This is a genomic window from Lactiplantibacillus fabifermentans DSM 21115 (assembly GCF_000498955.2).
GTDB lineage: Bacteria > Bacillota > Bacilli > Lactobacillales > Lactobacillaceae > Lactiplantibacillus > Lactiplantibacillus fabifermentans.
In genome coordinates this window covers 1-26,247 of sequence record NZ_AYGX02000033.1, presented here as the reverse complement: position 1 = coordinate 26,247, position 26,247 = coordinate 1, and the positions used below count along the sequence as shown (strand labels likewise).

Annotated in this window: 28 protein-coding genes; 8 read left to right on the top strand and 20 right to left on the bottom strand. The window is 45.7% G+C overall.

The annotated features are described in order from the left end of the window. The first annotated feature begins 127 nt into the window (after positions 1 to 127). Positions 128 to 430 carry a helix-turn-helix domain-containing protein gene (locus DY78_RS02410; protein ID WP_024626127.1) on the top strand — a complete coding sequence of 101 codons (303 nt, stop codon included), beginning with the start codon at positions 128 to 130 and terminating at the stop codon, positions 428 to 430. Between the two features lie 16 nt (positions 431 to 446). Here DY78_RS02410 and DY78_RS02405 read toward each other — a convergent pair whose 3' ends face one another. From DY78_RS02405 to DY78_RS15960, 6 genes are all read right to left on the bottom strand, one after another. Continuing rightward, positions 447 to 1,211 carry a formate/nitrite transporter family protein gene (locus tag DY78_RS02405; protein ID WP_024626126.1) on the bottom strand — a complete coding sequence of 255 codons (765 nt, stop codon included), beginning with the start codon at positions 1,209 to 1,211 and terminating at the stop codon, positions 447 to 449. Between the two features lie 85 nt (positions 1,212 to 1,296). Beyond that, positions 1,297 to 1,950 (bottom strand): amino acid ABC transporter permease, encoded by a 654-nt coding sequence (locus tag DY78_RS02400; RefSeq protein ID WP_024626125.1) that lies wholly within the window; start codon positions 1,948 to 1,950, stop codon positions 1,297 to 1,299. Between the two features lie 14 nt (positions 1,951 to 1,964). Continuing rightward, entirely contained in the window at positions 1,965 to 2,606 is a 642-nt protein-coding gene (locus DY78_RS02395) for an amino acid ABC transporter permease (RefSeq protein ID WP_024626124.1), read from the bottom strand. Then, entirely contained in the window at positions 2,606 to 3,442 is an 837-nt protein-coding gene (locus DY78_RS02390) for a glutamate ABC transporter substrate-binding protein (protein WP_024626123.1), read from the bottom strand. Before DY78_RS02390 ends, DY78_RS02395 begins: the two co-directional genes overlap by 1 nt. A gap of 20 nt (positions 3,443 to 3,462) precedes the next feature. Next, entirely contained in the window at positions 3,463 to 4,203 is a 741-nt protein-coding gene (locus tag DY78_RS02385) for an amino acid ABC transporter ATP-binding protein (RefSeq protein ID WP_024626122.1), read from the bottom strand. 325 nt (positions 4,204 to 4,528) lie between these two features. After that, a complete protein-coding gene (locus DY78_RS15960; RefSeq protein ID WP_156093401.1) occupies positions 4,529 to 4,678 on the bottom strand; it encodes a hypothetical protein in 150 nt (49 codons plus the stop codon). 269 nt (positions 4,679 to 4,947) lie between these two features. On the opposite strand from DY78_RS15960, the gene DY78_RS02380 reads away from it, so the two are divergent. After that, entirely contained in the window at positions 4,948 to 5,199 is a 252-nt protein-coding gene (locus DY78_RS02380) for a hypothetical protein (protein WP_024626121.1), read from the top strand. 173 nt (positions 5,200 to 5,372) lie between these two features. On the opposite strand, the gene DY78_RS02375 is transcribed toward DY78_RS02380, so the two are convergent. Both DY78_RS02375 and DY78_RS02370 read right to left on the bottom strand, forming a co-directional pair. Continuing rightward, entirely contained in the window at positions 5,373 to 6,236 is an 864-nt protein-coding gene (locus tag DY78_RS02375; protein WP_024626120.1) for an aldo/keto reductase, read from the bottom strand. Positions 6,237 to 6,246: 10 nt separating this feature from the next. After that, the gene (locus tag DY78_RS02370) at positions 6,247 to 7,113 is read right to left on the bottom strand and encodes an aldo/keto reductase (RefSeq protein WP_024626119.1); all 867 of its coding nucleotides are present in this window, start codon (positions 7,111 to 7,113) and stop codon (positions 6,247 to 6,249) included. 113 nt (positions 7,114 to 7,226) lie between these two features. On the opposite strand from DY78_RS02370, the gene DY78_RS02365 reads away from it, so the two are divergent. Further along, positions 7,227 to 8,108: a LysR family transcriptional regulator gene (locus DY78_RS02365; protein WP_024626118.1), complete on the top strand. Its 882-nt coding sequence runs from the start codon at positions 7,227 to 7,229 to the stop codon at positions 8,106 to 8,108. Between the two features lie 367 nt (positions 8,109 to 8,475). On the opposite strand, the gene DY78_RS02360 is transcribed toward DY78_RS02365, so the two are convergent. Together DY78_RS02360 and DY78_RS02355 are read right to left on the bottom strand one after the other, a co-directional pair. Beyond that, positions 8,476 to 9,471 carry a D-2-hydroxyacid dehydrogenase gene (locus DY78_RS02360; RefSeq protein ID WP_024626117.1) on the bottom strand — a complete coding sequence of 332 codons (996 nt, stop codon included), beginning with the start codon at positions 9,469 to 9,471 and terminating at the stop codon, positions 8,476 to 8,478. Continuing rightward, on the bottom strand, positions 9,471 to 10,670 hold the full coding sequence (locus tag DY78_RS02355) for an aminotransferase class I/II-fold pyridoxal phosphate-dependent enzyme (RefSeq protein ID WP_024626116.1): 1,200 nt from the start codon (positions 10,668 to 10,670) through the stop codon (positions 9,471 to 9,473). Before DY78_RS02355 ends, DY78_RS02360 begins: the two co-directional genes overlap by 1 nt. A gap of 400 nt (positions 10,671 to 11,070) precedes the next feature. Between DY78_RS02355 and DY78_RS02350 the strand changes: the two genes are divergently transcribed. Beyond that, on the top strand, positions 11,071 to 11,697 hold the full coding sequence (locus tag DY78_RS02350; protein WP_024626115.1) for an HAD family hydrolase: 627 nt from the start codon (positions 11,071 to 11,073) through the stop codon (positions 11,695 to 11,697). Positions 11,698 to 11,748: 51 nt separating this feature from the next. Here DY78_RS02350 and DY78_RS02345 read toward each other — a convergent pair whose 3' ends face one another. From DY78_RS02345 to DY78_RS02330, 4 genes are all read right to left on the bottom strand, one after another. Continuing rightward, entirely contained in the window at positions 11,749 to 12,582 is an 834-nt protein-coding gene (locus tag DY78_RS02345) for a DUF6681 family protein (protein WP_024626114.1), read from the bottom strand. A 3-nt stretch (positions 12,583 to 12,585) separates the two neighbouring features. Then, entirely contained in the window at positions 12,586 to 13,122 is a 537-nt protein-coding gene (locus DY78_RS02340) for a hypothetical protein (protein WP_024626113.1), read from the bottom strand. A 184-nt stretch (positions 13,123 to 13,306) separates the two neighbouring features. Further along, positions 13,307 to 13,753: a Fur family transcriptional regulator gene (locus tag DY78_RS02335; protein WP_024626112.1), complete on the bottom strand. Its 447-nt coding sequence runs from the start codon at positions 13,751 to 13,753 to the stop codon at positions 13,307 to 13,309. Between the two features lie 87 nt (positions 13,754 to 13,840). Continuing rightward, the gene (locus DY78_RS02330; RefSeq protein ID WP_024626111.1) at positions 13,841 to 14,419 is read right to left on the bottom strand and encodes a guanylate kinase; all 579 of its coding nucleotides are present in this window, start codon (positions 14,417 to 14,419) and stop codon (positions 13,841 to 13,843) included. A gap of 155 nt (positions 14,420 to 14,574) precedes the next feature. Between DY78_RS02330 and DY78_RS15955 the strand changes: the two genes are divergently transcribed. Next, positions 14,575 to 14,724: a hypothetical protein gene (locus tag DY78_RS15955; protein ID WP_156404093.1), complete on the top strand. Its 150-nt coding sequence runs from the start codon at positions 14,575 to 14,577 to the stop codon at positions 14,722 to 14,724. Between the two features lie 638 nt (positions 14,725 to 15,362). Here DY78_RS15955 and DY78_RS02325 read toward each other — a convergent pair. Both DY78_RS02325 and DY78_RS02320 read right to left on the bottom strand, forming a co-directional pair. Next, on the bottom strand, positions 15,363 to 15,785 hold the full coding sequence (locus DY78_RS02325) for a bis(5'-nucleosyl)-tetraphosphatase (RefSeq protein ID WP_024626110.1): 423 nt from the start codon (positions 15,783 to 15,785) through the stop codon (positions 15,363 to 15,365). Positions 15,786 to 15,838: 53 nt separating this feature from the next. Further along, positions 15,839 to 16,660, bottom strand: coding sequence for a PfkB family carbohydrate kinase (locus DY78_RS02320; protein ID WP_024626109.1), 822 nt, complete (start codon positions 16,658 to 16,660; stop codon positions 15,839 to 15,841). A 223-nt stretch (positions 16,661 to 16,883) separates the two neighbouring features. On the opposite strand from DY78_RS02320, the gene DY78_RS02315 reads away from it, so the two are divergent. Both DY78_RS02315 and DY78_RS02310 read left to right on the top strand, forming a co-directional pair. Continuing rightward, positions 16,884 to 18,281, top strand: a complete 1,398-nt coding sequence (locus tag DY78_RS02315) for an amino acid permease (RefSeq protein WP_024626108.1) — start codon at positions 16,884 to 16,886, stop codon at positions 18,279 to 18,281. 288 nt (positions 18,282 to 18,569) lie between these two features. Further along, the gene (locus tag DY78_RS02310) at positions 18,570 to 18,842 is read left to right on the top strand and encodes a hypothetical protein (RefSeq protein ID WP_024626107.1); all 273 of its coding nucleotides are present in this window, start codon (positions 18,570 to 18,572) and stop codon (positions 18,840 to 18,842) included. 81 nt (positions 18,843 to 18,923) lie between these two features. On the opposite strand, the gene DY78_RS02305 is transcribed toward DY78_RS02310, so the two are convergent. Further along, positions 18,924 to 19,328: an OsmC family protein gene (locus DY78_RS02305; protein ID WP_024626106.1), complete on the bottom strand. Its 405-nt coding sequence runs from the start codon at positions 19,326 to 19,328 to the stop codon at positions 18,924 to 18,926. 132 nt (positions 19,329 to 19,460) lie between these two features. On the opposite strand from DY78_RS02305, the gene DY78_RS02300 reads away from it, so the two are divergent. Then, positions 19,461 to 21,905, top strand: coding sequence for a Xaa-Pro dipeptidyl-peptidase (locus DY78_RS02300; RefSeq protein WP_024626105.1), 2,445 nt, complete (start codon positions 19,461 to 19,463; stop codon positions 21,903 to 21,905). A gap of 519 nt (positions 21,906 to 22,424) precedes the next feature. Here the strand turns inward: DY78_RS02300 and DY78_RS02295 are convergent. From DY78_RS02295 to DY78_RS02285, 3 genes are all read right to left on the bottom strand, one after another. Continuing rightward, the gene (locus DY78_RS02295; protein ID WP_024626104.1) at positions 22,425 to 24,413 is read right to left on the bottom strand and encodes an acyltransferase family protein; all 1,989 of its coding nucleotides are present in this window, start codon (positions 24,411 to 24,413) and stop codon (positions 22,425 to 22,427) included. A gap of 155 nt (positions 24,414 to 24,568) precedes the next feature. Next, entirely contained in the window at positions 24,569 to 25,120 is a 552-nt protein-coding gene (locus DY78_RS02290; protein ID WP_024626103.1) for a biotin transporter BioY, read from the bottom strand. Next, entirely contained in the window at positions 25,113 to 26,102 is a 990-nt protein-coding gene (locus tag DY78_RS02285; protein WP_024626102.1) for a biotin--[acetyl-CoA-carboxylase] ligase, read from the bottom strand. The genes DY78_RS02290 and DY78_RS02285 overlap by 8 nt, the downstream gene beginning before the upstream one ends. Positions 26,103 to 26,247 lie beyond the last annotated feature (145 nt).

The following is a 26,247-nucleotide window of genomic DNA, read 5'->3' as shown; positions in this document are numbered from 1 at the left end:
CAGGTTATGCTGAACAATTTGTCCAAAAATTCGGATTAAATTTGCAATCTACCACACCTGCAAAAGAAATCCAACATGCCATCAGTCTACGAAAAGAATTCTATCAGCAATATAAGGAGTCCCAACCATGAAAGATCTAAAGACATATACCGAATCCGTTACTGAAGATTTGGATAATTATTTTGCAACTCATCATCAAACTAAAGAATATAAAACAGCCATCACCACTGAAAAGAACATTTTAGTAAGTGCCGCGGCCGTTTTATCCGCCCGTGAAGCCGCCGGACTAAGTCAACAAAAACTAGCTGATAAAGCTGGCATCCCTAAAACGACCATTGTCAAAATCGAACACGGTAACAACACTAGCATCGAAACTTTAACGAAGATTGCAACCGCATTAGGAAAACAGGTCAATCTTTCGATTATTTGAAGTTCAACCATTGTATTTATTGAACCTGCTTAAATCCCAAATAATAACCGCCCGCGACAACGCCAGCCCCGCCGACAACGTTGCCTAAGTATACTGGAATCAGATTCATGGCGAACTGGGCCCAGGTAACACCGCCTTCAAAAATAGCGGCCGGAATTAGGAACGAATTGGCGATACTATGTTGAAACCCAATCGCGACGAACACCATCGTCGGAAACCAAATGCCTAAAATCTTGCCAGCGCTGTCTTTGGCGCCAAAGCCCAACCAGACGGCCAAGCCGACCAGCCAGTTACACCCGATACCGGAAACAAAACTGGGCCAAAAAGCCTGCGTGACTTTGCCTTGGGCCATCCCCACGAGGGTTTCCTTAAAGATGCCGGTGTGCGTCAAGCCAACCACATGACCGAATAAGTAGGCCGCTAACACGCCGCCGATAATATTACTAATGGTAATTACGAGTTGGTTCGCCCAGAAATCACGCCAACGAATTCGGCGGGCATACGCCGCGGTACCAACGACCATCATATTCCCCGTTGCCAATTCGCCCCCAGCTAAGACGATCGCCACTAAGCCTAATGGAAAGACGAGGGCACTCAACAAACTAGCGGTACTTTGACCCACCACAAAACTTGAAGCCGACACTCGAATCGCTGCCAAAAAGCCAATTCCAATCAGCGCGCCCCCGAGCACGCCCAACAAAATCTTAATGGCTAACGGCTGTTTGACTTTAGCCGTCCCCTTCGCGATACTTTGCGTCAATATTTCTGCGGAACTAAACATAATTTACCATCTCCTTTTCGCCTAAGCATACGAAAAACTACCTCGTAAATCAACGTCAAAATTGATTTACGAGGTAGTTTTTTAATTAAGCTAATTTTTTGTCTAAAACCCGTGATAAAACGGATAACGCGTAACAAATTACGAAGTACATGAACGCCACCATCACAAACATCGGAATGATATAGGCGGAGTTTTGACCGTAAATGATTTGCGCGTGATTCAAGAGTTCCGGTAAAACGATAATCGTGGCCAACGACGTATCCTTGATTAAGGAAATGAACTGACTCACAATTGTTGGAATCGTCTTTTTAACGGCTTGCGGAAAGACGATGTGCCACAGAGCTTGCACGTACGACATCCCATTGGCACGGGCGCCTTCCATTTGCCCATAGTCGACCGCTAAGATACCGGCCCGCACAATTTCAGCGAGCATCGCCGATTCAAAAATCGTCATCGCTAAGATCGTGGCAAACAAGATACCTGGTTTGAACCCTAAATGTGGCAAGCCGAAGTACGTGAAGAAAATAATCAACATTAATGGTAAGTTCCGGATAATATCGACAATAAAACCGACAATCGCGGATAAGTATTTAATCTTCACGTACCGCAAGACGCCCAGCACTGACCCGATAATAAAGCTGGCAATAATGGAGACAATCGACACTTCGACGGTCACCCAGAGGCCTTCGAGTAAGAACCGGATATTAACCCATGAATACGCATCAATAAAGTTTTGCATATTTTAGCCTCCTTTTAATTTGCTAACCGTTTTTCTAAGTGGCGCATGTAGTAACTCAATGGCAAGGTGATGATCAAGTAGAAGACCCCAACGACCATGTAACTGTTAATGGTATCCAGTGACAATGACGCAATCGAGTTACCTTGATACATCAAATCAAACCCCGCCACAAAGGCTAGGACGGACGAGTTTTTCACTAAGTTAATGAATTGGTTGCCCAATGGTGGAATAACGAGTTTGAATGCTTGGGGCAAAACGATTTTACTCATCGCTTGCCAGTACGTCATCCCGTTGGCGCGAGCGCCTTCCATTTGGCCCGGGTCAACCGAGTTAATCCCGGAGCGCACCGTTTCGGCGATAAACGATGACGTATAAATAGTCAACCCAATCGTCCCAGCGGTAAAGCCGTCAATTTTGGCCACGTACATCGGAATCAACACGTAGAAAAACATCGCGATAACTAGTAACGGAATGTTCCGGAAGATTTCGATGTAGATGCGGCCGATAATTCGCATCGTACGGCTCGGTAAAACTTCGAAAATCGCAAACATCGTCCCAATAATCGTACTGAAAATCAGCGCGATAATACTGGACAGTAAGGTATAGCCGAGCCCTTGAATTAACTCGGACCAATAATGCGTGAGAATATAAATCATTAGCGTGCGGCCTCCTTATAGTCGAATCCTTTCACGTTACCAAACCACTTCTTTAAGATGCGGTTATAAGTTCCGTCAGCTTCGATTTCTTTTAATGCTTTGTTAATGGCCTTTTGCATCGGTTGTTGGCCTTTGTTCAAGGCAATCCCGTATGGTTCCTTCGTAAAGGTCCCACCAACCACTTTGTAACCTTTATTTTGGGCAGCCATCCCGTATAAGATCCCATTATCCGTTGTTAAGGCCGCCCCTTGACCAGACTTCAACGCGGTCATGGCTTGGGCATAATCAGATAATTCTAAGACTTTGGCTTTGGGGGCGTATTTCTTAATGTTAGCTACCGAGTTGGCCCCCGTCACCCCAATCACCTTGGTGCCCGTTTTATTCAAATCTTTGACCGATTTGATGTTGCTACTATTTTTGACTAACAGCGATTGGCCGGCGTCAAAATAGGAGTCACTAAAATCAACTTGTTTTTCCCGTTCAGGCGTAATCGTCATCGTGGCGATAATCGCATCGATATTCCCATTTTTTAATAACGGAATCCGCGTTTGTGACGTCACTTGTACAAACTTGGCTTTCCCATTTTTACCGAGAATTTTCTTCGTTAAGGCTTTGGCGATATCGACATCAAACCCTTTGATGGTATTGTCGCTAACATCCATTAACCCAAACAACTTCGTATCGGCTTTCACACCCCAAGTAATGGTATTGCTGGCTTTATCGTTAGTCAGCACGTCTTGCTTCGACAAAGATTGTCGGGAGCCGCACGCTGATAAAACGATGGCTAGCATACTAACAAGGCCGAGTAGCCCAATATATCGTTTAAACTTTTTCATTCCAGGCCCTCCCTAACAAACTAGTGTGTAATAATTTTGCTCAAGAATTGACGCGCCCGTTCGTTAGTTGGTTCGCCGTCAAAGAATTGTTCCTTGCGGTCATCTTCGAGGATTTCACCATCGGCCATGAAAATAACCCGGTCAGCGACTTCACGCGCAAAGCCCATTTCATGGGTCACGACTAACATCGTCATACTAGAGTCTTCGGCAACGGACTTCATGACGTTCAACACATCATCGATCATTTCCGGATCAAGGGCGGACGTTGGTTCGTCAAATAACAAACATTTTGGCTTCATCGCTAAGGAACGCGCAATGGCGATCCGTTGCGACTGGCCCCCGGAAAGTTGACTTGGTAAGTTGCCGGCCTTGTCTGCCAAACCAACGCTATCAAGTAATTCCATCGCTAACTTTTTGTTTTCATCCTCGGGCCGTTTTAACACGAGTCGGGGGGCAATCATGATGTTTTCAAGCACCGTTTTATTGGCATATAAATTGAAATGTTGGAACACCATGCCGACGTTTTTACGAATCTTGTTCATGTCGGTCTTCTTATCCGCCAAATCAAAGCCATTGACTAACAACTGACCAGACTGGACGCGTTCCAACCCATTAACGGTTCGAATTAGCGTACTCTTCCCAGAACCAGATGGTCCGATCAAAACAACTTTTTCACCCTCATTAATCGTTAAATTAATATTTTTCAGGGCATGGAATTCACCATAGTATTTTTCAACGTTGTGAAATTCGATCATTGACATTGCAGTCACCTTCGCTTTCTCTATCAGCCTGTAAACTGACGGTTTAGAATTGTTGCATTAATCACTAAAGTTAAGATTTCCTTATTCTTCGTTAATGCTATTTAAATAGTTTAATACATAATTAGTTATTTTGTCAAAAAACGACCTAATATTGTTCAAGATAGCTAGTTTCGTGGTAATGAGTGCCAAGATTTTCAGTCAAAACAACCTAAAAAAGCCGGTTCGATTGAACGAACCCGCCTAAGTTAGGACTATTATTCGGCTTTTTCGGCTAAAAGCAGCTAGTATAAGCGCCGAAAAGTTTTGAAAATGGCATTTTTTCTAATTAATTTCTTTTTGATTTTTCATGTATAATCACGCTCAAGTAAGCGACCCCTAGGATCACAATTCCGGCCCACAACATCAGTGAATCCGCCGAATGCATGCTGGGCGTCATCAACTTATCCATAATAAATCCAAGGTGTAAATATTTCATCTTTTTAGCCCCATTTCCTGTAAAACTCCCGCAAAACTTTGCTTATTTTCCTGACGTAACCGCATTTGATAATTTTAAGTATAAAACGTCATCGAATCGGCAAAAAGGACTAAAAAAAGAATCTTTTCTGAGTTTTTATCAGTTTAATAAAACGTAACTTGAATCAGGGTTATTTCTTAAAAATTCTCAGTTAATATTCAATTATTGATAGTAGCTAACTAACTAATTAACGACTATCATAGCTACATACTCACAAGGAGGTTCAGCCTATGTTATTAGATGCTGAAACTAAAATTACCAATATCGTCGCCGCCCAAATTATCAAAGTTTTCTACCCCTTTGTCATTGCAAAAACTGAAACGGGCGCTTATTTAAAATTGAACATATCTGAAACTGAACAAAACGATCCCTTATTCTGGGATGAACTTCGCAGTATTCTAAAAGCTAAACTCTGGGTCCCCATCGGTAAGCATTACCACCAGCTACTCGATAATGGCTGGGTCGTGGAGCCAACCATCTGATGTTTATGAAAACAGTCCCTGCCAATTAATTGGTTGGGGACTGTTTTTTAATCTCAATTTTTTGTGTGTCGGTAACTTAATATTCTGAACGACTACTTTAAACACTCACCTGCTAGCAGAATCAGCGATCATCATTAATTGTACGACCACTCAGTTAGTTGCTGAATATTTAATTAATCGTTGGCATGCACATCAAAAGCATTCAATAATAAATCCGCCATCCCCGGTGCTTCCGGATTATGCCGGCCGTGGCCCGTATCCAAAGCACGCATGGCCGCCATTTCATCATCGGTAAGCGTGAAGTCGAAGATATCGAGGTTGCTCTTAATCCGAGCGGGATGGACCGACTTTGGAAAGACGATAATGCCGGCTTGGTTTTCAAAGCGTAAGATAACTTGCCCGACATCTTTGCCATACTTTTGAGCTAAGCTAACAATGACGGGATCTTGTAGCAAGGCTTGATTACCTTGACCTAAGGGGGCCCACGCTTCAATTTTGACATCAGCCGGCGCTAATAAAGCTTGTAAATCACGTTGTTGAAAATACGGGTTGAATTCAACTTGATTGACGGCGGGCATCGTCGCAAATTGGGGTACAAATTGTCGCCATAACTTAGGCGTCATATTAGAAACCCCAATCGAGCGAATTTTGCCTGCCTTTTGGGCTGCTTCCATGGCTCGCCAAGCGCCCGGCACATCACCGTATGGTTGGTGAATCAAATATAAGTCCAGATAATCTAAACCCAACTTACGCAAGGAAGTCTCAATGGCTTTAGTCGCCGCTTCGAAACCATAATCTTGCAACCATAACTTACTAGTGACCCAAATATCTTCGCGGGCAATACCACTATCTTGAATCGCTTGGCCCACTTCGCCTTCATTGAAATAAGCGACCGCTGTATCAATATGGCGATAACCGACTTTTAAAGCGTCGCTAACTGCTTGATACGTTGACCCATCACTCGGAATTTGGAACGTCCCAAATCCGATTGCAGGAATTTTATTACCATCATTTAATTTAATCGTTGGAGTTGTCATGTGAATACCTCTATTCGTGTAATTTTGCTAAACTAGAACCAAAAATTTGTTCAATGGTGACCGGGTCCCGATGATCGAAGAATTGACTTTCATGACGATCCAAACTAGCCATGGTTGCCATTTCTGCCGCCGTTAATTCAAAGTCAAACACTTGGCTATTTTCGACAATGCGCGCTGGATGCACGGATTTTGGAATCACCGTAATCCCGCGTTGTAGCAACCACCGTAAAATAACTTGGCCGGTCGTTTTACCATGCGCCGTGGCAATGGCTTGAATCGTTGCGTCTTGGAAAATACCGTGTTTACCTTCCGCAAATGGCGCCCAGGCTTCGACCCGTACGTTATCGTGTTGATTAAAGGCTACTTCAGTCGCTTGTTGATACCACGGACTGACTTCAATTTGATTAACGGCTGGTTGCACCGTCATCGTCAATTCCAAGTTTTTCAACTGGTCGGCATAAAAATTCGACACACCAATCGCCCGAATCTTACCGGTATGATAGGCTTCTTCTAAAGCTCGCCAAGCGCCCATCGTATCGCCGTATGGTTGATGTAATAAATATAAATCCAGATAATCTAAGCCTAACCGTTGTAACGAAGCGTCAATACCGGCTTTGGCGCGGTCATAGGTGAAATCAGAAACCCATAATTTCGACGTAACGAAGATTTCTTCACGGGGAATCCCACTCTTTTGAATGGCGCGGCCGACCGCGGCTTCATTTTGATAGGCCGCTGCCGTATCAATCAAGCGATATCCCGCGGCTAACGCGGCACTCACTGCTTGTTCACAGTCCGCTAAATCGGGAACTTGAAACACCCCGAAACCTAATTGGGGCATCGTGACCCCGTTATTTAATGTCACACTTGGAATTGTCATTTGAATCGCCCTTTCGTTAATTGAATGACTTTAGTTTAACTGCAAACGGGATAGTTGAAAATTACTTAATCGGCATGCTAGTATACATATAACGTATACTAGGAGGCGCGCGGATGTTAGATAATTACTTATTAGAAGAGTTAGTCGTTTTTGATAAAACTGGTACGTTGGCAGCCACCGCCCAACAACTAAATGTCACCCAACCGACCGTCACGCGTGGGATGCAAAAACTGGAAAGCGACTTAGGCGTCACGTTATTTGACCGGCAGCCTAATCGCATCACCTTAACGAAAACGGGCCAAGAAGCGGCCCAACAAGCCGCTAAATTACTAGCAATGAACCACCAACTGGTCACCGACATTCGTAATTTTGACGCGGCCCAACAGACCTTGACCGTCGCCACCACGATTCCCGGCCCCCTGATTTTATTCGAGCGGTTACACGATCAACTCCCGGCCAACATCACGGTCAAAACCGGATTATTAAAAGCTACCCAACTGAACACAACATTAAAACAACATGATGCCACACTAATCATCACCAATCAGGCCCCCAGCGACGATCAGCTTAGTGCAACTTTAATTGGTACCGAAAACTTAGCCGTAAACCTAAATAAATTTATGTATCAAGCCAACCAAGCCAGCATTACTTTTGCGGAACTGAAAGGCCTGAGTTTTATCGTCCTAAGCGATATCGGTCCCTGGCGTGAGTTGATTCAAGCCCAGATTCCAGCCGCCAAATTCTTCTACCAAAAACAACGCGAAGCCTTAGCCGAAATTACCCAATACTCCGACTTTCCTTATTTCAGCACCAACCTATCGCCATTAGATGTGGCCTTTAACGCCCAAATTCAAGATGATGATAGTCGCGTCCGCATCCCCATCAGCGACGCCAGTGCCCACATGCCCGTCTACGCCACTTACTTGACTAGCCAACGACACCAGGTACAACCATTAATCACCCAATTAATTGATGCTTGGCCAACAGTTGAATGAATTAAACACCCGACTTACTGCAATAATTAAAAGACGCTATCCCAAACAAATTCTGGATAGCGTCTTTTACTACTGATATTGGTTATGATTCAGTCGAACCGGTTTAGTTGACGGTCGATAATAGCGAACACCAATCATAGGCACACCATTATTATCTAAAAAGCAATCTAGCTGCCAGCTGACCGTAATGGAAGCCGCCATGCGAGTGGCGTTAACGGGATTGGTTTATATCCCGTTTACACCACGGACGCCTTTTGAGACTTGGGTTGTAGGCTCAAAAGCGAGGTCCAAGACCGCTTCTCAGACTTGGACCGGTCCCAGAACGATGAAATTACGGTCAGCCAACTGCGGCAATCAATCAAAAAACTTAAAAGGCATGGTCCGTGGTGCCGCCATTGAGAATGGTCATCACGTCGTCTAAGCTGATGTCGACCATGTTTTTCACTGCTAAGTTTGTGTAAAACCCGACATGGGGCGTGATAATAACGTTAGGCATTTGCATGAGTTGCGCAACGAGTGGATCTTGTAACACTTCCCCACTGTGATCTTGATTGAATAAATATTCTTCGCCTTCAACCGTATCTAACGCTGCACCAGCAATTTCACCAGCTTTTAACGCCGCCACTAAGTCGGCCGTCACAATTACGGGGCCGCGTGACGCATTAATGATGAACGCATCCGACTTCATTTGTTTCAAAGCGGCCGCATCAATCAACGCTTTGGACGTGGCATTCAAATCGACATGTAACGTGACCACGTCAGCTTGTTGTAATAACTCTTCTTTAGTACCCACATAAGTTAAGACATCCGTCAGTTCTGGCCGCTTGACCACATCATAAGCAATAACGTTTGCCCCGAGTCCTTTGAATAACCGTGCGACGGTGCCGCCAATCCGGCCAGCACCAATGATACCAACCGTTAATGACCGAATTTCACGCGCTTGCAAGCCGGCCCACTGGAAATTTTGTTGACTAATCCGGCTATCAAAAATTTCCAAATTGCGAATCAGCCGCATCGTTTGGGTGACGGCCATTTCCGCGACCGAATTAGGTGAATAAGCGGGAACATTGGTGACGGTCAATCCCGCGGCTTTTGCCGCTGGAATATCAATCGTATCCACTCCCGCGGTCCGACTGGTCAATTGCTTCAAACCATAGTCGGCCAGTTGCTGATAGACTTGTGGGTCATCGCCAATCGCACTGCGTTGTTGAATGACTAAGCCGTCGTAGCCTTTAGCTAACGCCGCGGTGTCCGGGTGAAATTCCAATGCATTCGTATCGACTTGTACCTTGTTTTTAGTTGCCCAGTCTTGAATTGCGGCCACTTCATCATCACGCACACTGTACATTAAAATTTTTGTCATTAGTTTGCCTCCGTCGTTGATTGTTTGCTGGCAACATATTCGCCAATGCGTTTAACCGCCGTTTCCAGATTGGCCATCGAAGCGGCGTAACTAATCCGCACGTAACCTTCACCACCAGGGCCAAATGAGCTACCGGGAATCAAAGCGACCCGGGCTTCGTGGGCGAGTTCGCGACAAAATACCATACTATCTTGTGGTAACCCCGCTGGAATTTTACTGAATAAGTAGAAGGCACCTTCTGGTTTCGCAGATTGAAAGCCTAACTTCGTTAACGCAGCATATAAGTAGTCACGCCGTGCTTGGTATTCTTTTTTCATCACTTGCGCATCGTCCATCCCATTGCTCAATGCTTCGGTCGCCGCCGCTTGGGCATTAGCCGTCGTGGTCGTCACCGTGAATTGATGAATTTTGCCTAATTGCGTGGTAATTGCTTTCGGCGCGCACATAATCCCAATCCGCCAGCCGGTCATGGCATGCGATTTGGAGACCCCATTAAGTAAGATAGTTTGGGTCGGTAAGTATTTGGCAATGGAAACATGGGTGGCGCCATACGTCAATTCACTGTAAATTTCATCCGATAAAACAAAAATCGGTTGATCAGCTAGAACCGCCGCTAACGCCTTCAAATCAGCATCGCGATACGTCACGCCAGTTGGATTAGATGGGAAGTTCAACACAACCGCTTTGGTTTTCGGATGGTCGGCCAAGGTCTGTTGCAATTGTTCCGGTGACAATACGAAGCCATTTTTCGACGTGTCCATAAAGACCGGCGTCGCCCCCGCTAACTTGGCGATAGCAATGTAGAGTGGAAAAATCGGCGTCGGAATCAAGACTTCATCGCCGGGATTTAAAATCGAACTTAAGGCCGTGTAAATCCCACCCGTGGCTCCTGCCGTAATAATAACTTCACTGGCCGGGTCATAGTGGACATCGTATTTTTCCGCTAAGAAATCTGCCGCCGCGGTCCGTAACGCTAACGTCCCGTTTGATGGTGCGTAGTGGCTTTCATTGTTTTCAATACTCTTAATTGCGGCTTGCTTCACGTGTTCGGGCGTGTTGAAATCCGGTTCGCCCAAGGTTAACCGCACAATGCCCGGAATATTAGCAATTTCGGCGTTGAATGCTAAAATGTCGGACGGTTGAATCGCCCCGATTTGGTCATTCATATTTTGGACTAATGTAGCTGGATCAATTGACATAAAAATTCCTCCCAAATTATATTTGACTGGGGTGTTTGCCACGTGAATGCAAAAAAACACACCTTTCGGTAAAAATCCAAAAGGTGTGTTGCCTAAAAAACGTTTATTTAGCCACCCTTGGATTTTCATACATCCATGGGTGCCATGTGAATCACAAAAAACCTTTGGCAAGCCGCATCGATGCAAACAACGAGTTCGTGTTTGCACCTATGCTGCTGGCACAAACACTAGCGAAAATACCAAAAGTAAAAGCTAGTTGAAGTTTTAATTAGATTCAATGGTAATGACATATCATTAGCTCCTCATCAATTATCAATCTAACTATAACAATCCAAATAATCGCTGTCAACGGTTAATTTGGTATACTGGAACTAAATTCCCTGGAAAGGACGATCAACTAATGACTTACCAAGCAATCATGTTTGATATCGACGGGACGCTGACTAACAGCCACCCCGCTTACGCGCATGTGATGGCGGCCGTCTTACAAGAATATGGTAAACCGTTCAATGACGACCTCGCTCTAAAGACTTTTCCGATGGCCGCCGAACAGGCCATGGTGACCCTCGGCATTGACGCCAACGACTTCGACCACTTCCAAGCGCGTTACGAAGCCGTCATGGCGGAACACTTTGATGAAATCGACTTATTTCCCGGTATCGCCGACTTAATTAAGCACTTACCGGCCGACTTAAAAGTTGGGATTGTGACGTCGCAACGACGCAACGAAATGACCGGTGGCATGGCCAAATACCCACTGATGGCGCGGATGGATACAACCATTACGGCCGACGACACGCCAAAGCGTAAACCCGACCCATTACCATTATTGACCGCCTTAAAAAATGTCCACGTCCAACCAAGCGACGCGCTCTTCATCGGCGATTCCCTGAGTGATGAACAAACCGCCGCGGCCGCCAATGTCGACTTCGGGTTAGCGGTTTGGGGTATGGACCCGAATGCTGACCATCAACAAACAAAATATCGCTTTAACCAACCAAGTGAGATTGCTGCCTTATTCGATTAATCAAAAAAAATGGTCTACTAGGAAATCATTCCTAATAGACCAGCTTTTTGATTAAGCTTGTGGCTGATCTTCACGATCTTCGTAAGCTACTTGGGCCGTAATTTCATAGTCACCGGGTTGTTCGATTGTCGACGTCCGCCCAGCAATCTTATTCATCCCGCCGGTCACTACCGTTGAAGCCAAGTATAACTTGTAATCTTCATGGGCTGCGTGCACATCCGTCAAACCAACTTTACGAATATTGCCAACCGGTAATTGGTCAATCTGATTAATGCCCGCATAAATAACCAACTTGTGGTTTTCCAACTTGATTTGGGAGTATGGAATTTGAATGCCTTGCCCAATCGCATAGACTGGTTCGCCGGTGTTACCGGCTTGTTGCATGATGTCATTATCACTTAAACCGCCATAATCAAGCCGCAAAATATTGGCCGCTTGTAATTGGTCAACAATTTGGTGAATATTTGCTTGTTCCGTATGCGTCGTATGCACTTCGGCTGGCAGCAAAGCTTGATTATCAAAAATCCCATTAGCCGGAATATAGGGTTGATTCTGATTGCCACGCTTAGCAGCTTTTTCCGCTTCAATGGCTTCTTTCGGCTTACCACCTAATAATTTTTCAATTTTTGGTGATAAATCGTACTTGGCCCGGCGATTCGTAAAGTAATAAATCACGTTCAACGTAATGAAGTAAATCAAGACTAAGAACACGAGCATATACAGAATACCACGCAACCAGGCACCGTTTTTCATCAATTGGAAAGCGACGTAACCTAAATATAAGTTACCCGCAATCCCAATCCCGATATAAATTTGATTTTTAATTTTAACGTTAACGTTGACGTAACCAAGGGCATGGTTAATCATATCCAAAATACTTAACATTTACTATTCGCCCCCGTCGTCAGTAGTATCCGTCGTTGAAGACGTAGTGGCAGCCGTGCTGGACGCCGTCGTGGTGCTAGAGGAAGCCGCACTACTACTGCTAGTATCATCGGTCGTATCCGTTGATGAACTAGCCGCTGAACTGGAACTAGCCGCGGCTGAGCTACTCGTCTTCTTGGCAGAACTGGAATCAGTAGTCGTGTCCGTGCTACTGGAATCCGTATTATCAGTGTTGCTGCTATTAGTGTCATCACTTGATGAACTGCTGTTAGTATCATCGCTACTGCTGTTGTCACTTGATGAATTGTCACTATTTTCTTTAGCTTTCTTTTCACTGGAAGCTTTGGCCGCAGATTCTTTTGCTTTTTCTGATGCGGTCTGTTCACTTGTGGTCGTGGAGCTGGCCACTTTCGAACTGCTAGCCGAGGCGCCGTTAACAGTATTTGTCGTTTTGTTAACAACCACGTTGGTCGCGCCCAACGCTAACACGATTGAAACAATCGCAAAAGGTGAAATAAATGGTGGTGTGCGATAAGCCATCGGTGTCATTCCCTTCTAGTCTTTGCCGTTCCTATTCTCTAAACACTAATTAAACCATGGAACGGCCTAATCTGCATTAATTATCGCTCAAATTAATAAAGTCTTTATTAGTAATTTATGTTTATTTTGTGAAACCAACCCACAACAGCGGGCCGTTGAAAAATCAACGTCTCGCGGTTATTGCTTAAGCTTTAGCCACGGCCTTTTTCGCCGTGCACTCGGCACACAGACCGTAAAACTCAATCCGGTGACCGGTAATGGTGCATCCTGGCAACTGCGCTTCAAACGCATCCAACGGGCAAGCTTGCAGTTCCATCACTTTACCACAGTTCGAACAAACAAAGTGATGATGATGCTGATGTTTAAAATCACATTGATATTTGACGAGCGTTTGATTAGCTTGAGCTTTTAGTTCTAGTAATCCGAGCGTTTCAAATTCTTTAATATTGCGGTAGATGGTATTGTGGCTCATGCCGGCAAACAACGTCCGCATATGGTCATCCACTGCTGAAATGGCGACATAGTGATCTTGATACGTCACTAAATAGTCTAATAATGCTTCGCGTTGTTTCGTGATTTTCAGCTGGTTGCGGCGTAAGATATCAACCGCTTGTTGGATTGCTGCGTCCATATTGTTGGCACCTCTCTATAACTTATGTTATGCTTCTAAATCATAATCATTACTATTTACTTTAGCATATCAAGTCATAAAAGTGAATTAATTCGCCGAGGAATCAGCGGTTAGATATTGTGCCACTAACGCATCGAGCGCCGCCGTCGTTTGGGCCCACTGGTCGTTAACAATCACGTTGGCGTGACCAACTAAGCCAGCTGGCAATTGTTGGTCACGCGCAAACTCACGACTGGCAATCCGCTTTTCAATCCGGGCTTGTTGGTCGCCTCGTTTGGTCAAGCGCGTCAACAAGGCTTGCTGATTAGGCACTTCCAAATAAACGATGACCGCTTGCGTGCCAAGTTCTTGCGCGTAAGTCACCGCCCCGGCTGTATCTAAGACGATACTAATCAATGGCGCTTTTTCCCACGCGGCGGCTAGTCCTTCCCGAGAAGAACCATACTGGTTGCCACTATACGTGACATGTTCCAAGTAATGTTTCGTCGCAAAGGTCGCTGGTGTTTCAAAATAGTAATCCACGCCGCTAACTTCCCCATCACGCGGTGCCCGCGTGGTATGAGTGATGACTTGGGGCATATTATAATGGTCAGTCAAATACCGACTGACAGTCGTCTTGCCACTGCCGGTTGGTCCGGTAATGACAAAAACACGTTTGGTTGTCATAAGTTTTCGGTTCTCCTAACATTCGTTAATTCTGTAAGGCTTTTCATTTGCATTATATCAGGCAACAGCGTATGATTAAGAACTTGTAAGGTTCACAGATGATGAAAGCATCTCGTAGCACAACCAAACAATTTTCATGAAGGGAGTTTTGTCATATGCGTTTTCAAACAACTAATAGCTGGTTTACGATCGTCTTAGACACGAAACGGCAGCTTTTTGTTGCAACTGACAAACTTCATCCAGAATTGCGCACTGAAGGCGTAACAATCGAAGATGCAGTTGCAAACTTAAAAACTCAAGTCTAATTAGATAATCTAAAACCGCTTCATAACTTAAAGACTAGTCACCGCTTATGCGACGGGACTGGTCTTTTTTTGTGGCCGTTGTTTGATTGGCTGCCTCCAGCTAGGCGATCGTTAACATATCAATCAGACATTGAATAAACGCATCAATGACTTAAAAATATTTGAGTTAAAATTAAAGCTCATCAATATTAGTTGGCACAGCGTTGTAATGAGTAATTAATATTTTTGTCGGGTGCTCCCTATTAAAGTAATGCTGAATTAGAGTTACAATTCGCAATCAACAACTTTTCAAAATCATTCACACTGCAAATGCAGTCCCCCATACCATTTATACAAAAACATCTCAAAACTATTCAGCTAATTAATATCCATAACATAGCTGGAAGTAACTAGGGGGTGCGCCGTGTCGCAACCATGGGCCGGCGTACTTGGCCGGTGCGTGGTTGGGGTCGCCTTTTAAGACTGACAAGGGCTGTGGTCAGGCTTAAAAGCGCCCTGGGGACCGCTTTTTGGCCCCAGGTCTACCCCCCCACGGCGCGCCCCCTAGTTGCTGGAAGCGGCAATCACGCACACAACAAACCAATAGATAAAAATTCAGTAGTCGCAAGAATAACGGCTACTGAACGAGTGATACTAACTTACTTGGCGAGCTTTTTTTCGATGTAATCGTTGGCTTGATCAAGCAACTCTTTTAAATTGTCGTACGTCAACCGCTTGCGGGCCGTAGCATAGTCGAACCAGCCGATGGCACTGATTTCTTCGACTTGACGCGTGACCGCAACACCCGTGGGTACTTCACTGACAAATAAGGTGACTTGCTTCAAATTACCATTTGGCAAATCATATTCGGTATACGCTTTAAAATTCGTATCCAAAGTGGCGTCAATTTGGGTTTCTTCGTGAATTTCCCGGACCGCCGTTTCAGGCAAGGTTTCATTACCCTCTAAATGGCCCTTGGGAAAGCCCCAAAAATCACTGGTGGCGCTTTGTAATAACAAATAAGCGGGATGACCGTCGCGTTGTTGATACACAACGGCTCCGCTGGCTACTTCTGTACTCATAAATAATGAGCCTCCTAAAATCTGTAGATTACTTATTTCTTAGTATAACATTTTCAACTCGCTTGTAAGGCTAAAATTGCGCGCAACAGATTTCCGAGCGCGACCCCTTGGCGTTCATCATCCCGGTTTTCGGCTAATGTTTCAGCCACCGCGGCATTGAGCCACTGATTCGCTAACGGCACTGCTTGGGCCAACGAATAACCTTGTCCAAGCAAGCCAGCAATCACTGCCGCTAACGTATCACCGGTTCCGTTATAATGCCCGGGTAACCGCGGTTGCCCACTATACTGCACTTGACCATCCGCTAACCAGGCACAGCCGATTAAATCATCGCGCGTGACATCCGTAATGATTGCATGGGCTCCCGGTTTAACTAATTTTTGTAACGCCGGTAACAATACCGCTAAATCGGGATCGGCGGCATAGGGCAAACCGGTCAGCAAACTCGCCTCCGTTACATTCGGTAAAATCACATCCGCCGTCTGAATCAACCGCCGCATCGCCATCACGTAGTCGCCATCAAAACCACTGTACAACTCGCCTAAATCACCGAGGACCGGGTCCACAACCGTTAAGGCAACTTGTTGCGCCATTAAATACTTATGTAATAAATCCACTAATTCAACCGACCCGACATAACCAATCAACGCTTGGTCAAAATCCAATTTAGCGGCCATCCAATGGTCAAAAACGGCCGGTAGCCACGTTGACAAGTCTTGAATTGCTGGTCGACCGTAACCGCTCGTATGCGTAGACAATAAGCTCGTCGGCAACGCGGCTACTTGATAACGCATCGCCGTTAAGACCGGCAGCGCAGCACTTAGCGAAATCCCGCCCACTGCTGATAAATCTTCGGCCACTAACATCTTGGTCATAAGCCACCTCCATAGTAATTTTATGCTAATTCTATCAGACTCTACCCAACCTGTAACCTATCCGTACCGATTAATTACCCTTCTCCGCAAATTTTCATTAATAACAAAGATTAGTTTGGTTCTAATTGACTTTTAATAATCAATCACGTTATCATAGCAACATGACATTTTGTCGGAAGCGACAAACAATTGTTAAAAACAACCAAAAAAGGTGGTCATGTCCATGGGGCTTCGTCAGCGCGTTTTCCAAAAAGAAAATTTGGAGCGCTATTTACAAAAGGACAGCCAATTCGAACGAACTTTGTCGGCGATTGATTTAATCGCCCTCGGGGTCGGCGCCGTTATCGGGACCGGGATTTTCATTTTACCGGGGACCGTTGCCGCTACGAAAGCTGGTCCAGGGATTATTTTATCATTTATCATTGCCGCCATTGTGTGTGCGGTCGCCGCCATGTGTTACGCTGAATTTTCATCCGTCTTACCGGTAGCCGGTTCGGCTTATTCATACGGTAATATCGTTTACGGGGAAATGGTCGGTTGGATCATCGGTTGGGCGTTAGTACTTGAATACGTCTTAGCCGTCGCCGCCGTGGCAGTCGGCTGGGCCGCCTACTTTAATTCCTTTATCGCCGGCTTTGGTCTCAGCCTACCGAAAGCGGTCACCGGATCATTCAATCCGGCCAAAGGAACTTATGTGAACATTGTCGCCATTGTGATTGTTTGTTTAATTGCCTGGATTATTGATGCCGGTCTAAAGACTTCAGTCCGCTTAAACAACATCATCGTAGCCGTGAAATTAGCTATTATTATCATCTTCTTGCTCGTTGGTTCATTTTACGTGAAACCATCAAACTGGACCCCGTTCGCTCCGTTTGGTACCAACGGGATTTTCCAAGGAGCCGCCGTCGTCTTCTTTGCCTACTTAGGATTCGACTGTGTGTCCGCTTCCGCTGCCGAAGTTAAGAATGCTAAGAAAAATATGCCGATTGGGATTATCGGCACCTTGGTCATTTGTACCATTTTCTACATTTTAGTTTCAGCGGTCTTAACTGGGATGGTCTCATACACCCGTTTGAACGTGGACGACGCCGTCAGCTTTGCTTTACAACTCGTCCATCAAAACTTTGTGGCCGGCATTGTCTCCATTGGGGCGTTAGCCGGGATGTTTACGATGATGGTTACCATGATCTACAGTAGCTCACGATTACTATACTCCATCGGTCGTGACGGCTTGTTACCCAGCTTCTTAGGTAAAATCGACAAGCATCATGCGCCTAAAAACGCCATGATTATTGTCACCATCGTCATCTCACTCTTGGCTGGTTTCATTCCATTAGACCAATTAGCCAACTTAGTCAACATCGGGACATTGATTGCGTTTGCCTTCGTATCATTTGGGATTTTATTGCTCCGTCGCAATCCTAAACTCAATGCAATTAAAGGCTTCCGCGTCCCATTTTATCCCGTCTTACCAGTCGTTTCTGGCTTGCTATGTTTATTCATGATGACGAAACTAGCCTTGGAAACTTGGATTGCTTCATTAGTCTGGTTTGCCTTTGGGTTAATCATCTACTTTAGCTACGGAATTCGCCACAGTAAGCTCAATCAAGAACAAGATTAATCGTTATTGCGCCCCAGTGAAAATTCATTGGGACGCTTTTTCTATTTAGCCGAAACGTGGCACACAAGGAGGCGTTTCATACATTGGTGAAGCTACAACTAGCCTACTCAATACAACCAAATCACTGATAAACCAATGCATCACAATGGCAATGCCAGCTTAACTAATCTTTGGAAAGCCCCAACAAAAGGCAGCCTATTTCGCTCTTAGTTAAGTTTAATAACAAAATTAATGACAGCGATTACATTTCCGTGTATGCTGGAAACAAATCAAAGGAAGGTGATACTAATGTTAACACCCAAAATGATGCACGCTGATTGCCAAGCCCACCGAGCAGAAGTTCTAAAAATTGTTCAAGATCATCCCTGGATGGTGCCCGCAACGGTGGCGTTACATGTTTTACCCATCGCCATCATGGCCCACGGTTTCTGGAAGACCCGCGAATTGAATAAACGCTTGAAGATTGAACAAGAAAAAACCAAACGCTTGGCCTTAAAACAAGTTGAACATGCGGAAGGCCAACCAATGCCACATCACCCGCATCATCATTTCCACCACTAAATTAACGTGACTAGACCGCCGTACATGATTCGTACGGCGGTCTTTTCGTGACTATTTGTTTTGATTAGGGCCGAACCGTCATTACGCTAAATGAATCTGAACATTAGCATTATCACCGAGCAACTTGGCGACCGGACAGCGCCGCTCAGCCAAAGCTAGCCAGCGTTTCGCGGTTGTTGGCTCGACACCTGGAAGCGTGACGGCCGCATCGACTAAGAATTGATAGCCGAACCGGTCGCGCGACATTTTGACCGTCGTCACCACTTGGCTTTGATGGGGCTGCGCGTGTTCTTTTTCAATCGCCTCGATTGTCGCATTCAAACACGTACTCAAGGCCAACCCTAAGAGTTGCTCGGGATTACTCCCCGGCGTCGCCGCCAACGGACTAGAAACCGCTACTGCTAGACCATCGGGGACATATGACTGCCCCGTTAACCCGTCTTGATTGACAGCTTGCGTGGTATATAAAATTGGGAACTCGCTCATTCGATCACCCTTTCATCTGACTTAATTATAATTTAGCATAATTCGCGCCAGTCGGCTGTAATCACGTTGGGTCACCCCACGTTTAGCGGTATAATGAACAATAAAAATACTTATCAGATGAAGGACAAGCTTATGAAAAATAATCAATTTGCAATCGTGCCCACTGATTCCGAAGCGGCGATTGCCGAACTGCAAAAAATTCATTTTATTACCGCTGAAATGACGGACCTTAAGACGGTGCCCGCGGTTTATCAAGCATTATTAGCCAAGAGTTTTCCCGAAGTCCGCTCAACAGCCGGTCTTAAATATAAATTTGCCAATATCATGGCCACACGGCAACAGACTTTAGATGTTTGGCTGGCACAAGCAAAACTCGTTAACAATCAAGTTTTTTATAACGTCGGCTTACAACTACTCGGTTTCTTACCGGGCAAAGATTTTGATCTCACCGACCCTTTATTAGCCATGCGCGATATTCATTTGCCAATGGTTGGCGATACCGCCTTTGACCGCGAGTCCTTATACTATGCGTGGTACTTACTCTTAAATACCCGGGGCAGTCAAGGGCAAACCTTGATTGAACTGCTGACTGCCAAAGGCTTCTTTGCCCCATTTTATCAAACGGATAACGCGCAAAAGCCCCTCTTCTTCAATGGCAAAGCCCAAGCCGTTTTTGATACTGATGACCTCATTCGTGACGTCGTTTACGTTGAAGCACCATTAGATACTGACAATGACGGCCACCGTGATTTGTTAAAAGTCGAAATCTTGCGGCCCGCTGAAACGGCGACCGGCTTAAAAGTTCCGGTCCTCTATACGGCTAGTCCTTACAATCAAGGGATTGATGACCGGGCGGGTGAAGCCCAAATGCATAATGTGGACGTGCCACTGACCGCCAAAACGCCTGATGAAAATACGTACGCCGATATCGAATATCACGCCACAACACCAGCTTTACCAGCACCCCGCCCCGTTGAAAAAACGACGGCTGACGCTGAAGAAACGTTTGGTCGCGAACGCTCTTACACGCTCAATGACTACTTCTTAGCCCGCGGTTTTGCGGTCGTTTATGCTGCCGGGATTGGCTCAGTCGATTCCGACGGCTTAGCACCGACTGGGGATACCGCCGAAACCGCTTCGACCATCGCCATTATTGAATGGCTGACTGGCAAACGGAACGCTTTCACCACGCGGGATGGTGATGTTGCCATCAAAGCCTGGTGGACCAACGGTAATGTTGCCATGACGGGACGCTCCTACTTAGGCACGCTGGCAACGGCGGCGGCAACGACTGGCGTGGCCGGCTTAAAGACGATTATTTCCGAAGCGGCGATTTCTAGCTGGTATGACTACTATCGTGACAACGGTTTAGTCGTGGCCCCCGATACCTTCCAAGGTGAAGATACGGATGTCTTAGCAGCCGAAGTTTTCTCACGCAGCTTAAAAGCTGGCGATGCCCATCGCATCCAAGGTAAATTCGACGCCAAATTGGCCGAACTTACCCGCGACCAAGACCGGACGACCGGTAATTACAACCAGTTCTGGGATGAACGCAACTATTTAAAGAACGTGGATAAAATTACCGCTGACATCGTGATGGTGCACGGCTTAAACGACTGGAATGTGAAACCACGTAACGTGGCCAATTTATGGGATAAATTGCAGGCGGTCCCGGTTACTAAGAAATTGATTTTGCATCAAGGGCAACATATTTATATTAATAACTTACAGTCCCTCGATTTTACTGACATGATGAACTTATGGCTAAGCCATGAGTTATACGGCCTCGATAATCATGCAGAAACTTTGTTGCCTAATGTGCTAGTCCAAGATAATACGGCCGCCGAAACATGGCAAGCCCATGACAATTGGTGGCAAGACACCACTAAGACGCTCGACTTCAAAGTACAATACAAAGAACTGGTTCCGGCCGACCATCCCGTCGATCAACGGGCGGCCCACTTCACCGACAAGTTACCGGAAAAGTTGTTCAATCATTACAAGAACGATTTAAACGCTTGGCAGACGGATTTGTTAACGGAAGACAAAACCAATCCGCTCTATGACCATCGACTCTTATTCAAGTCATGGCAAGCCCCCGCGGACCAACTCTTAGTTGGCCGACCACATATCAATGGCTCCGTGGCGGTCAATCAACATTTTGGGATGCTAAGTTTCATGCTAATCGACTTTGGCCAAGCCCAACGCCTAACGGTCAGTCCGCAAATGATTGCGCCTAAAGCGTTAGACCTCGGCTACCATTGGCGTGAAGATGACTTGAAAGACTTTAAGTTAGCGCCCGCCACGCCGTTTAAGATGATTACCAAAGGCCACTTAAACTTGCAAAACCGCCACGAACCATGGCACGCCGAAGCCATCCAACCTAACCAGTTCTATGACTTCAGCATCGACTTACAACCGATTTTCCACCACCTATTAGCAGGTCACCAACTCGGCTTAGTAATCTACGCGACCGATATGAAGATGACCGTCCGTGGTAACCAAGATTTACAGTATTCGCTGAACTTAAATGATATTCGGTTGAGTATTCCGTTGAAGACGTTAACAGCAAGATAAGCAGTTAACTAAAACATTACTTAACGGATAACATCAACCCAAAACGGTCCTTAATGAAATTCAAAATTTCATTAAGGACTGTTTTTTTTGCGTGTGATTCAAATAATTGACATCGGTAGTGACATTCTGGCCCTTGCAAATTTCAATTCGACATACTACCAATTGGATGCCCCCAAAATAGGCACTGTAAAAGATCGCCGCACAATTTCATATACTTAATGTTGTTTTAAAACTGACCTGAGATTAGCAGTTGGCTGACCGTAATGGAATCGTCCTGAAAGTGGCGTTAACGGGCGTTTTTGGGCCGTTTACACCACGGACGTCTTTTGAGACCTGGGTTATGGGCTCAAAAGCGAGGTTCAAGACCGCTCTTCAGGCTTGGACCGGTCCCAGGACGATGGAATTACGGTCAGCCAACTGTGGCAATAACTAGCTACTAGTAAGAGAACCAAGCGCCAAATAGACAAATAAAAGGCCCGTCAACAACTGACGGACCTTCAGGGTATGGAAATGATTCAATTATTTAATACCGTTGTTAACTTCAGCAATCCGCCGAGCAATCAAAGCCGTTAACTGGGTGTTACCAGTTGGATTGGGATGGACATTGTCGGTTGCGAACCAATTAGCATGGTTCAAAGCCGTTGCATGCCAATCAACGACGTGCACATTGCTGTGCTTAGCTGCCGTCTTCTTGATTTGTGCGTTGACTTGGTTTTGCCAACTTTGGGTTGGGACGTGCGCGGTTACCCAGAAAATCTGGTGGTCCCGTCCAATTTCAGAAACCACTTGTTCCGCTTGCGCGTCAGTGATGGTCCCGTTCGTCCCAATGTTAACTAAGACATTGTGGGCCAATTGACCTTGCGACTTCAAAGAAGAAATGATGCCAGGTACTTCGGTCACTTGCCGCCCAACTTTCCCTTGAACAACTGTCCCCGGGATAACTTGTTGCAAGTCGCTGGAAACGTCTAGTAAGACGGAATCACCGACCGCGGTCAAGTCCGTGCTACCCATGGCTAAGACCACTTGAGGTTTCAAGTTATAGTCTTTAGCCACTTTCTTTTGCGAAGCCGATAACTTCGCTAAGGCTTGCTTAGTCTCAAGTTTTTCACTTGAAGACGAGGCCTTAGCCGCCTTCGCGGCTTTAGCGGCCGCTTTTTGGCGTTTTAAGGCCGCCGCATTTTGTTTCTTAACTGCTTGCGTATTCTTATCGATAGTCTTTTGGACCGCGGTTTGTTTAGTCGCTGCCTTGCTTGGTTGTTGGACAAAGCCAACCGCCGTAATCACGAACAAGACCGTTGCTAACGCGGTAATCGTCCCGGTCACCCGGTTGAATTTTGGATTGCGAATGAAGTCGCGCATATCCGTTAAAACTTGACTGTAATTGTAGCGACGCATTGGGTTTTCAATGAAACGATAGCTCAGTTCCGTGACAATTAAAATCAATGCCACTTCAATCAAGCTGTTCAATACTGGATGATCCCCAATGTTGTGTACTTTAGTTTCATAAAAAATCATAACGGGGAATTGATACAAGTAAATCCCGTAACTCCGTTGGCCAATGTACGTAAAGACGCGATTGGTCAATAATCGGTTCATGTGACTCGCCGGATGTGCAACGGTCGCAACTAAGACTGCTGATAAGACCGTAAAGAGGAACATCCCGCCACGGTACGTAAAATCAGATTGACCAGACATTTGGAAGAACATCCAAATCAAAGCAATCAGTGAGCCGCCACCTAAGACATCTAAGGTAATTTGATTACCGAGTGCAATATCGGTCGGCAACTCACGGGATGGCCAAATGAAGGCTAACCCAGAACCAATTAAAATGGCAAACATCCGCGTATCAGTCCCGTAATAAACCCGGTTCGTATTCGTTGGGTCATACAAGACTGCCATCGCAATCGCTGAGGCCACAGCGGCCACCATCAATAACCAAAAAATTCGCGACCGTTTTTTGAAGATCAACATCAATAAAACAACTAATAATGGCCAAAACAAGTAATATTGACCTTCAATTGACAATGACCATAAATGGGTAAATGGTGATTCGCCGTTAAACCGGTCAAAGTAACTTTGCCCATGACCAATTTCAAACCAGTTGTACACGTACAACAGATTAGTCATGACCGTAGCACGAATATTGGTTAACAGTGACCGTTGGAAAAGCGTAATATACGCGGTCGTGGCCAGGAGCATCGTGACTAACGCCGGATATAACCGTCGCAGCCGCCGCCCATAAAAGCTCCAAAAGCCAATGGTCCCTTTAGTAGCCCATTCTTGTAATAGTAAATCAGTGATTAAATAGCCGGAAACTACGAAGAAGATTGGTACCCCCAAGTAACCGCCTTGTAACGATGCTGGCATTAAATGATAGATGATCACACCGAGGACCGCCAATGTCCGGATGCCATCAAAGCCGGTGATATAACGACGCGGACGCATCTGATGCCGATTCATGCGCGCCATCGTCCGGCTCATGTTGACGCCTTGCAAATTTTCGTTCATTTCCCATTACCCCTTGATTTGTTCTTCTGTGTCTGTAAAAAATCCGTAAATAAGCCAGTACCTTAACTATAATATGTTTGACACTGTCTTGACTAGTATTTTTTAAACTTCTTTAAGTATTTTTATTAACCACTTTATTTATTTGACTACTTGCGTTACTGCCAACCAGACAGCTTAAACCGGGCCGGTAACCGTTTTAAGACGGCGCGCGCCGTAATCACAACTAACACGACTTTGATTAACCCGGGCAATAAAAATGGTAACACCCCAGTATTTAACGCTACGGCCCATGTTTGATGCGCACTGACGACTAACCAAGCTGCCCCAGCCAATAATTGCACCGTTGCGCCCAGTAAATTACCAACGATCAATGCCGACATTTTCGGCAAACTGCGCCGCATTGCTGCGACTAACCAGACATACAAGAAGAAGCCCCATAAGTAGCCCCCAGTTGGGCCGAATAACGCTGCTAAACCGGCCGCAGAACTGGCAAAGACCGGAATCCCAATCAAACCTAACAATAAGTAGATGCCAATCGCCCACGTACCCACCATTGCTGGCACGATACTGGCAATCAAACCGACTGCCAGTGTTTGGCCGGTCAACGGTACTAAGCCGATTGGAATCGTAATTTTAGAACAAATCGCTAACCCGACTGCGAGTTCGGCTGCAATAATCAGCCGACTTAAAGGTCGTGTGTTATCCATGATAATCCCCCGTCAATAAATTCACTTTAGTAATTTCACCTGAACTCAAATGGCGCACTTGACCGTTCGTCGTTAATACGACTAACGCCCCGGTAGCATCAATATCTTGCACCGTGCCCAAAATCACATCGGCGCCACTTTTTAACTCGACTTGTTTACCAATGACCATCGACAACTGCCGATAGGCCGGTAAAAAGTCCCCGGTCATATAGGTGGGATAGCCGGCAAAGAAGTCGGTTAATAACGTACTGATGACTTGATTGCGTGTGACCGTTGATTGCGGTCCGGCAATGGCGCCAGCTTTATGCTCAATCGCCGTCGGAAACCCTTGGGTCGTTAAATTAAAGCCCATGCCCACGATAACCGTCGAAATCTGACCGCTTTCTAAGTCCGTCACTGCTTCAGATAGGATACCAACGACCTTATAATGGTTAACTAAGACGTCGTTGACCCACTTCAGACTCACTTCCACATGGAATAGCTGCTGAAGCGTTCGCGCAACCACGACCGCGGTGCTGGTCGTTAACAAGCCCGCATCTAATGGTTGTTGTGGTCCAATCGGTAACCCAATACTCATATACAGTCCGGTCGTGCTCGGCGAATAAAAATTCCGCCCCGAGCGGCCATACCCGGCCGTTTGCGTATCGGCCACCACCACGACGGGGTTAGTCAACGGTTCGCGCGTTGCCAGCCGCTTCAAATACGCGTTAGTTGAGTCAACGGTTGGTAACACAATCAGTTCATACGGTTGTGAACTATTAGTCTGACTTTTAATCGTAGTCATATCCAACTGATTATTTTCAAGATAGCGATACCCTAAGCCGTGACGGCTCTCAATCGCATATCCGGTCGTTTGCAGACCTTGAATTGCTTTCCAAATTGCCGTGCGACTTAGCCCTAACTGCTGAGCCAGTTGATCACCCGAACAATAATCGGGCGCGGTTTGTTGTAAAAGCTTCAAGACTTCGGTTTGCGTGGCCATAAAATCCCACCTATCTGTTCATAGTTTACTAATTATTTCATATTGGTTAACAATTCGCAATGGTTTTGAAATAAATGTAATATTAAATCTTTTTGGTAGATTGTAAAATTAATCCGAACGCTGTTCGGACAAAAAAGATCAGCTT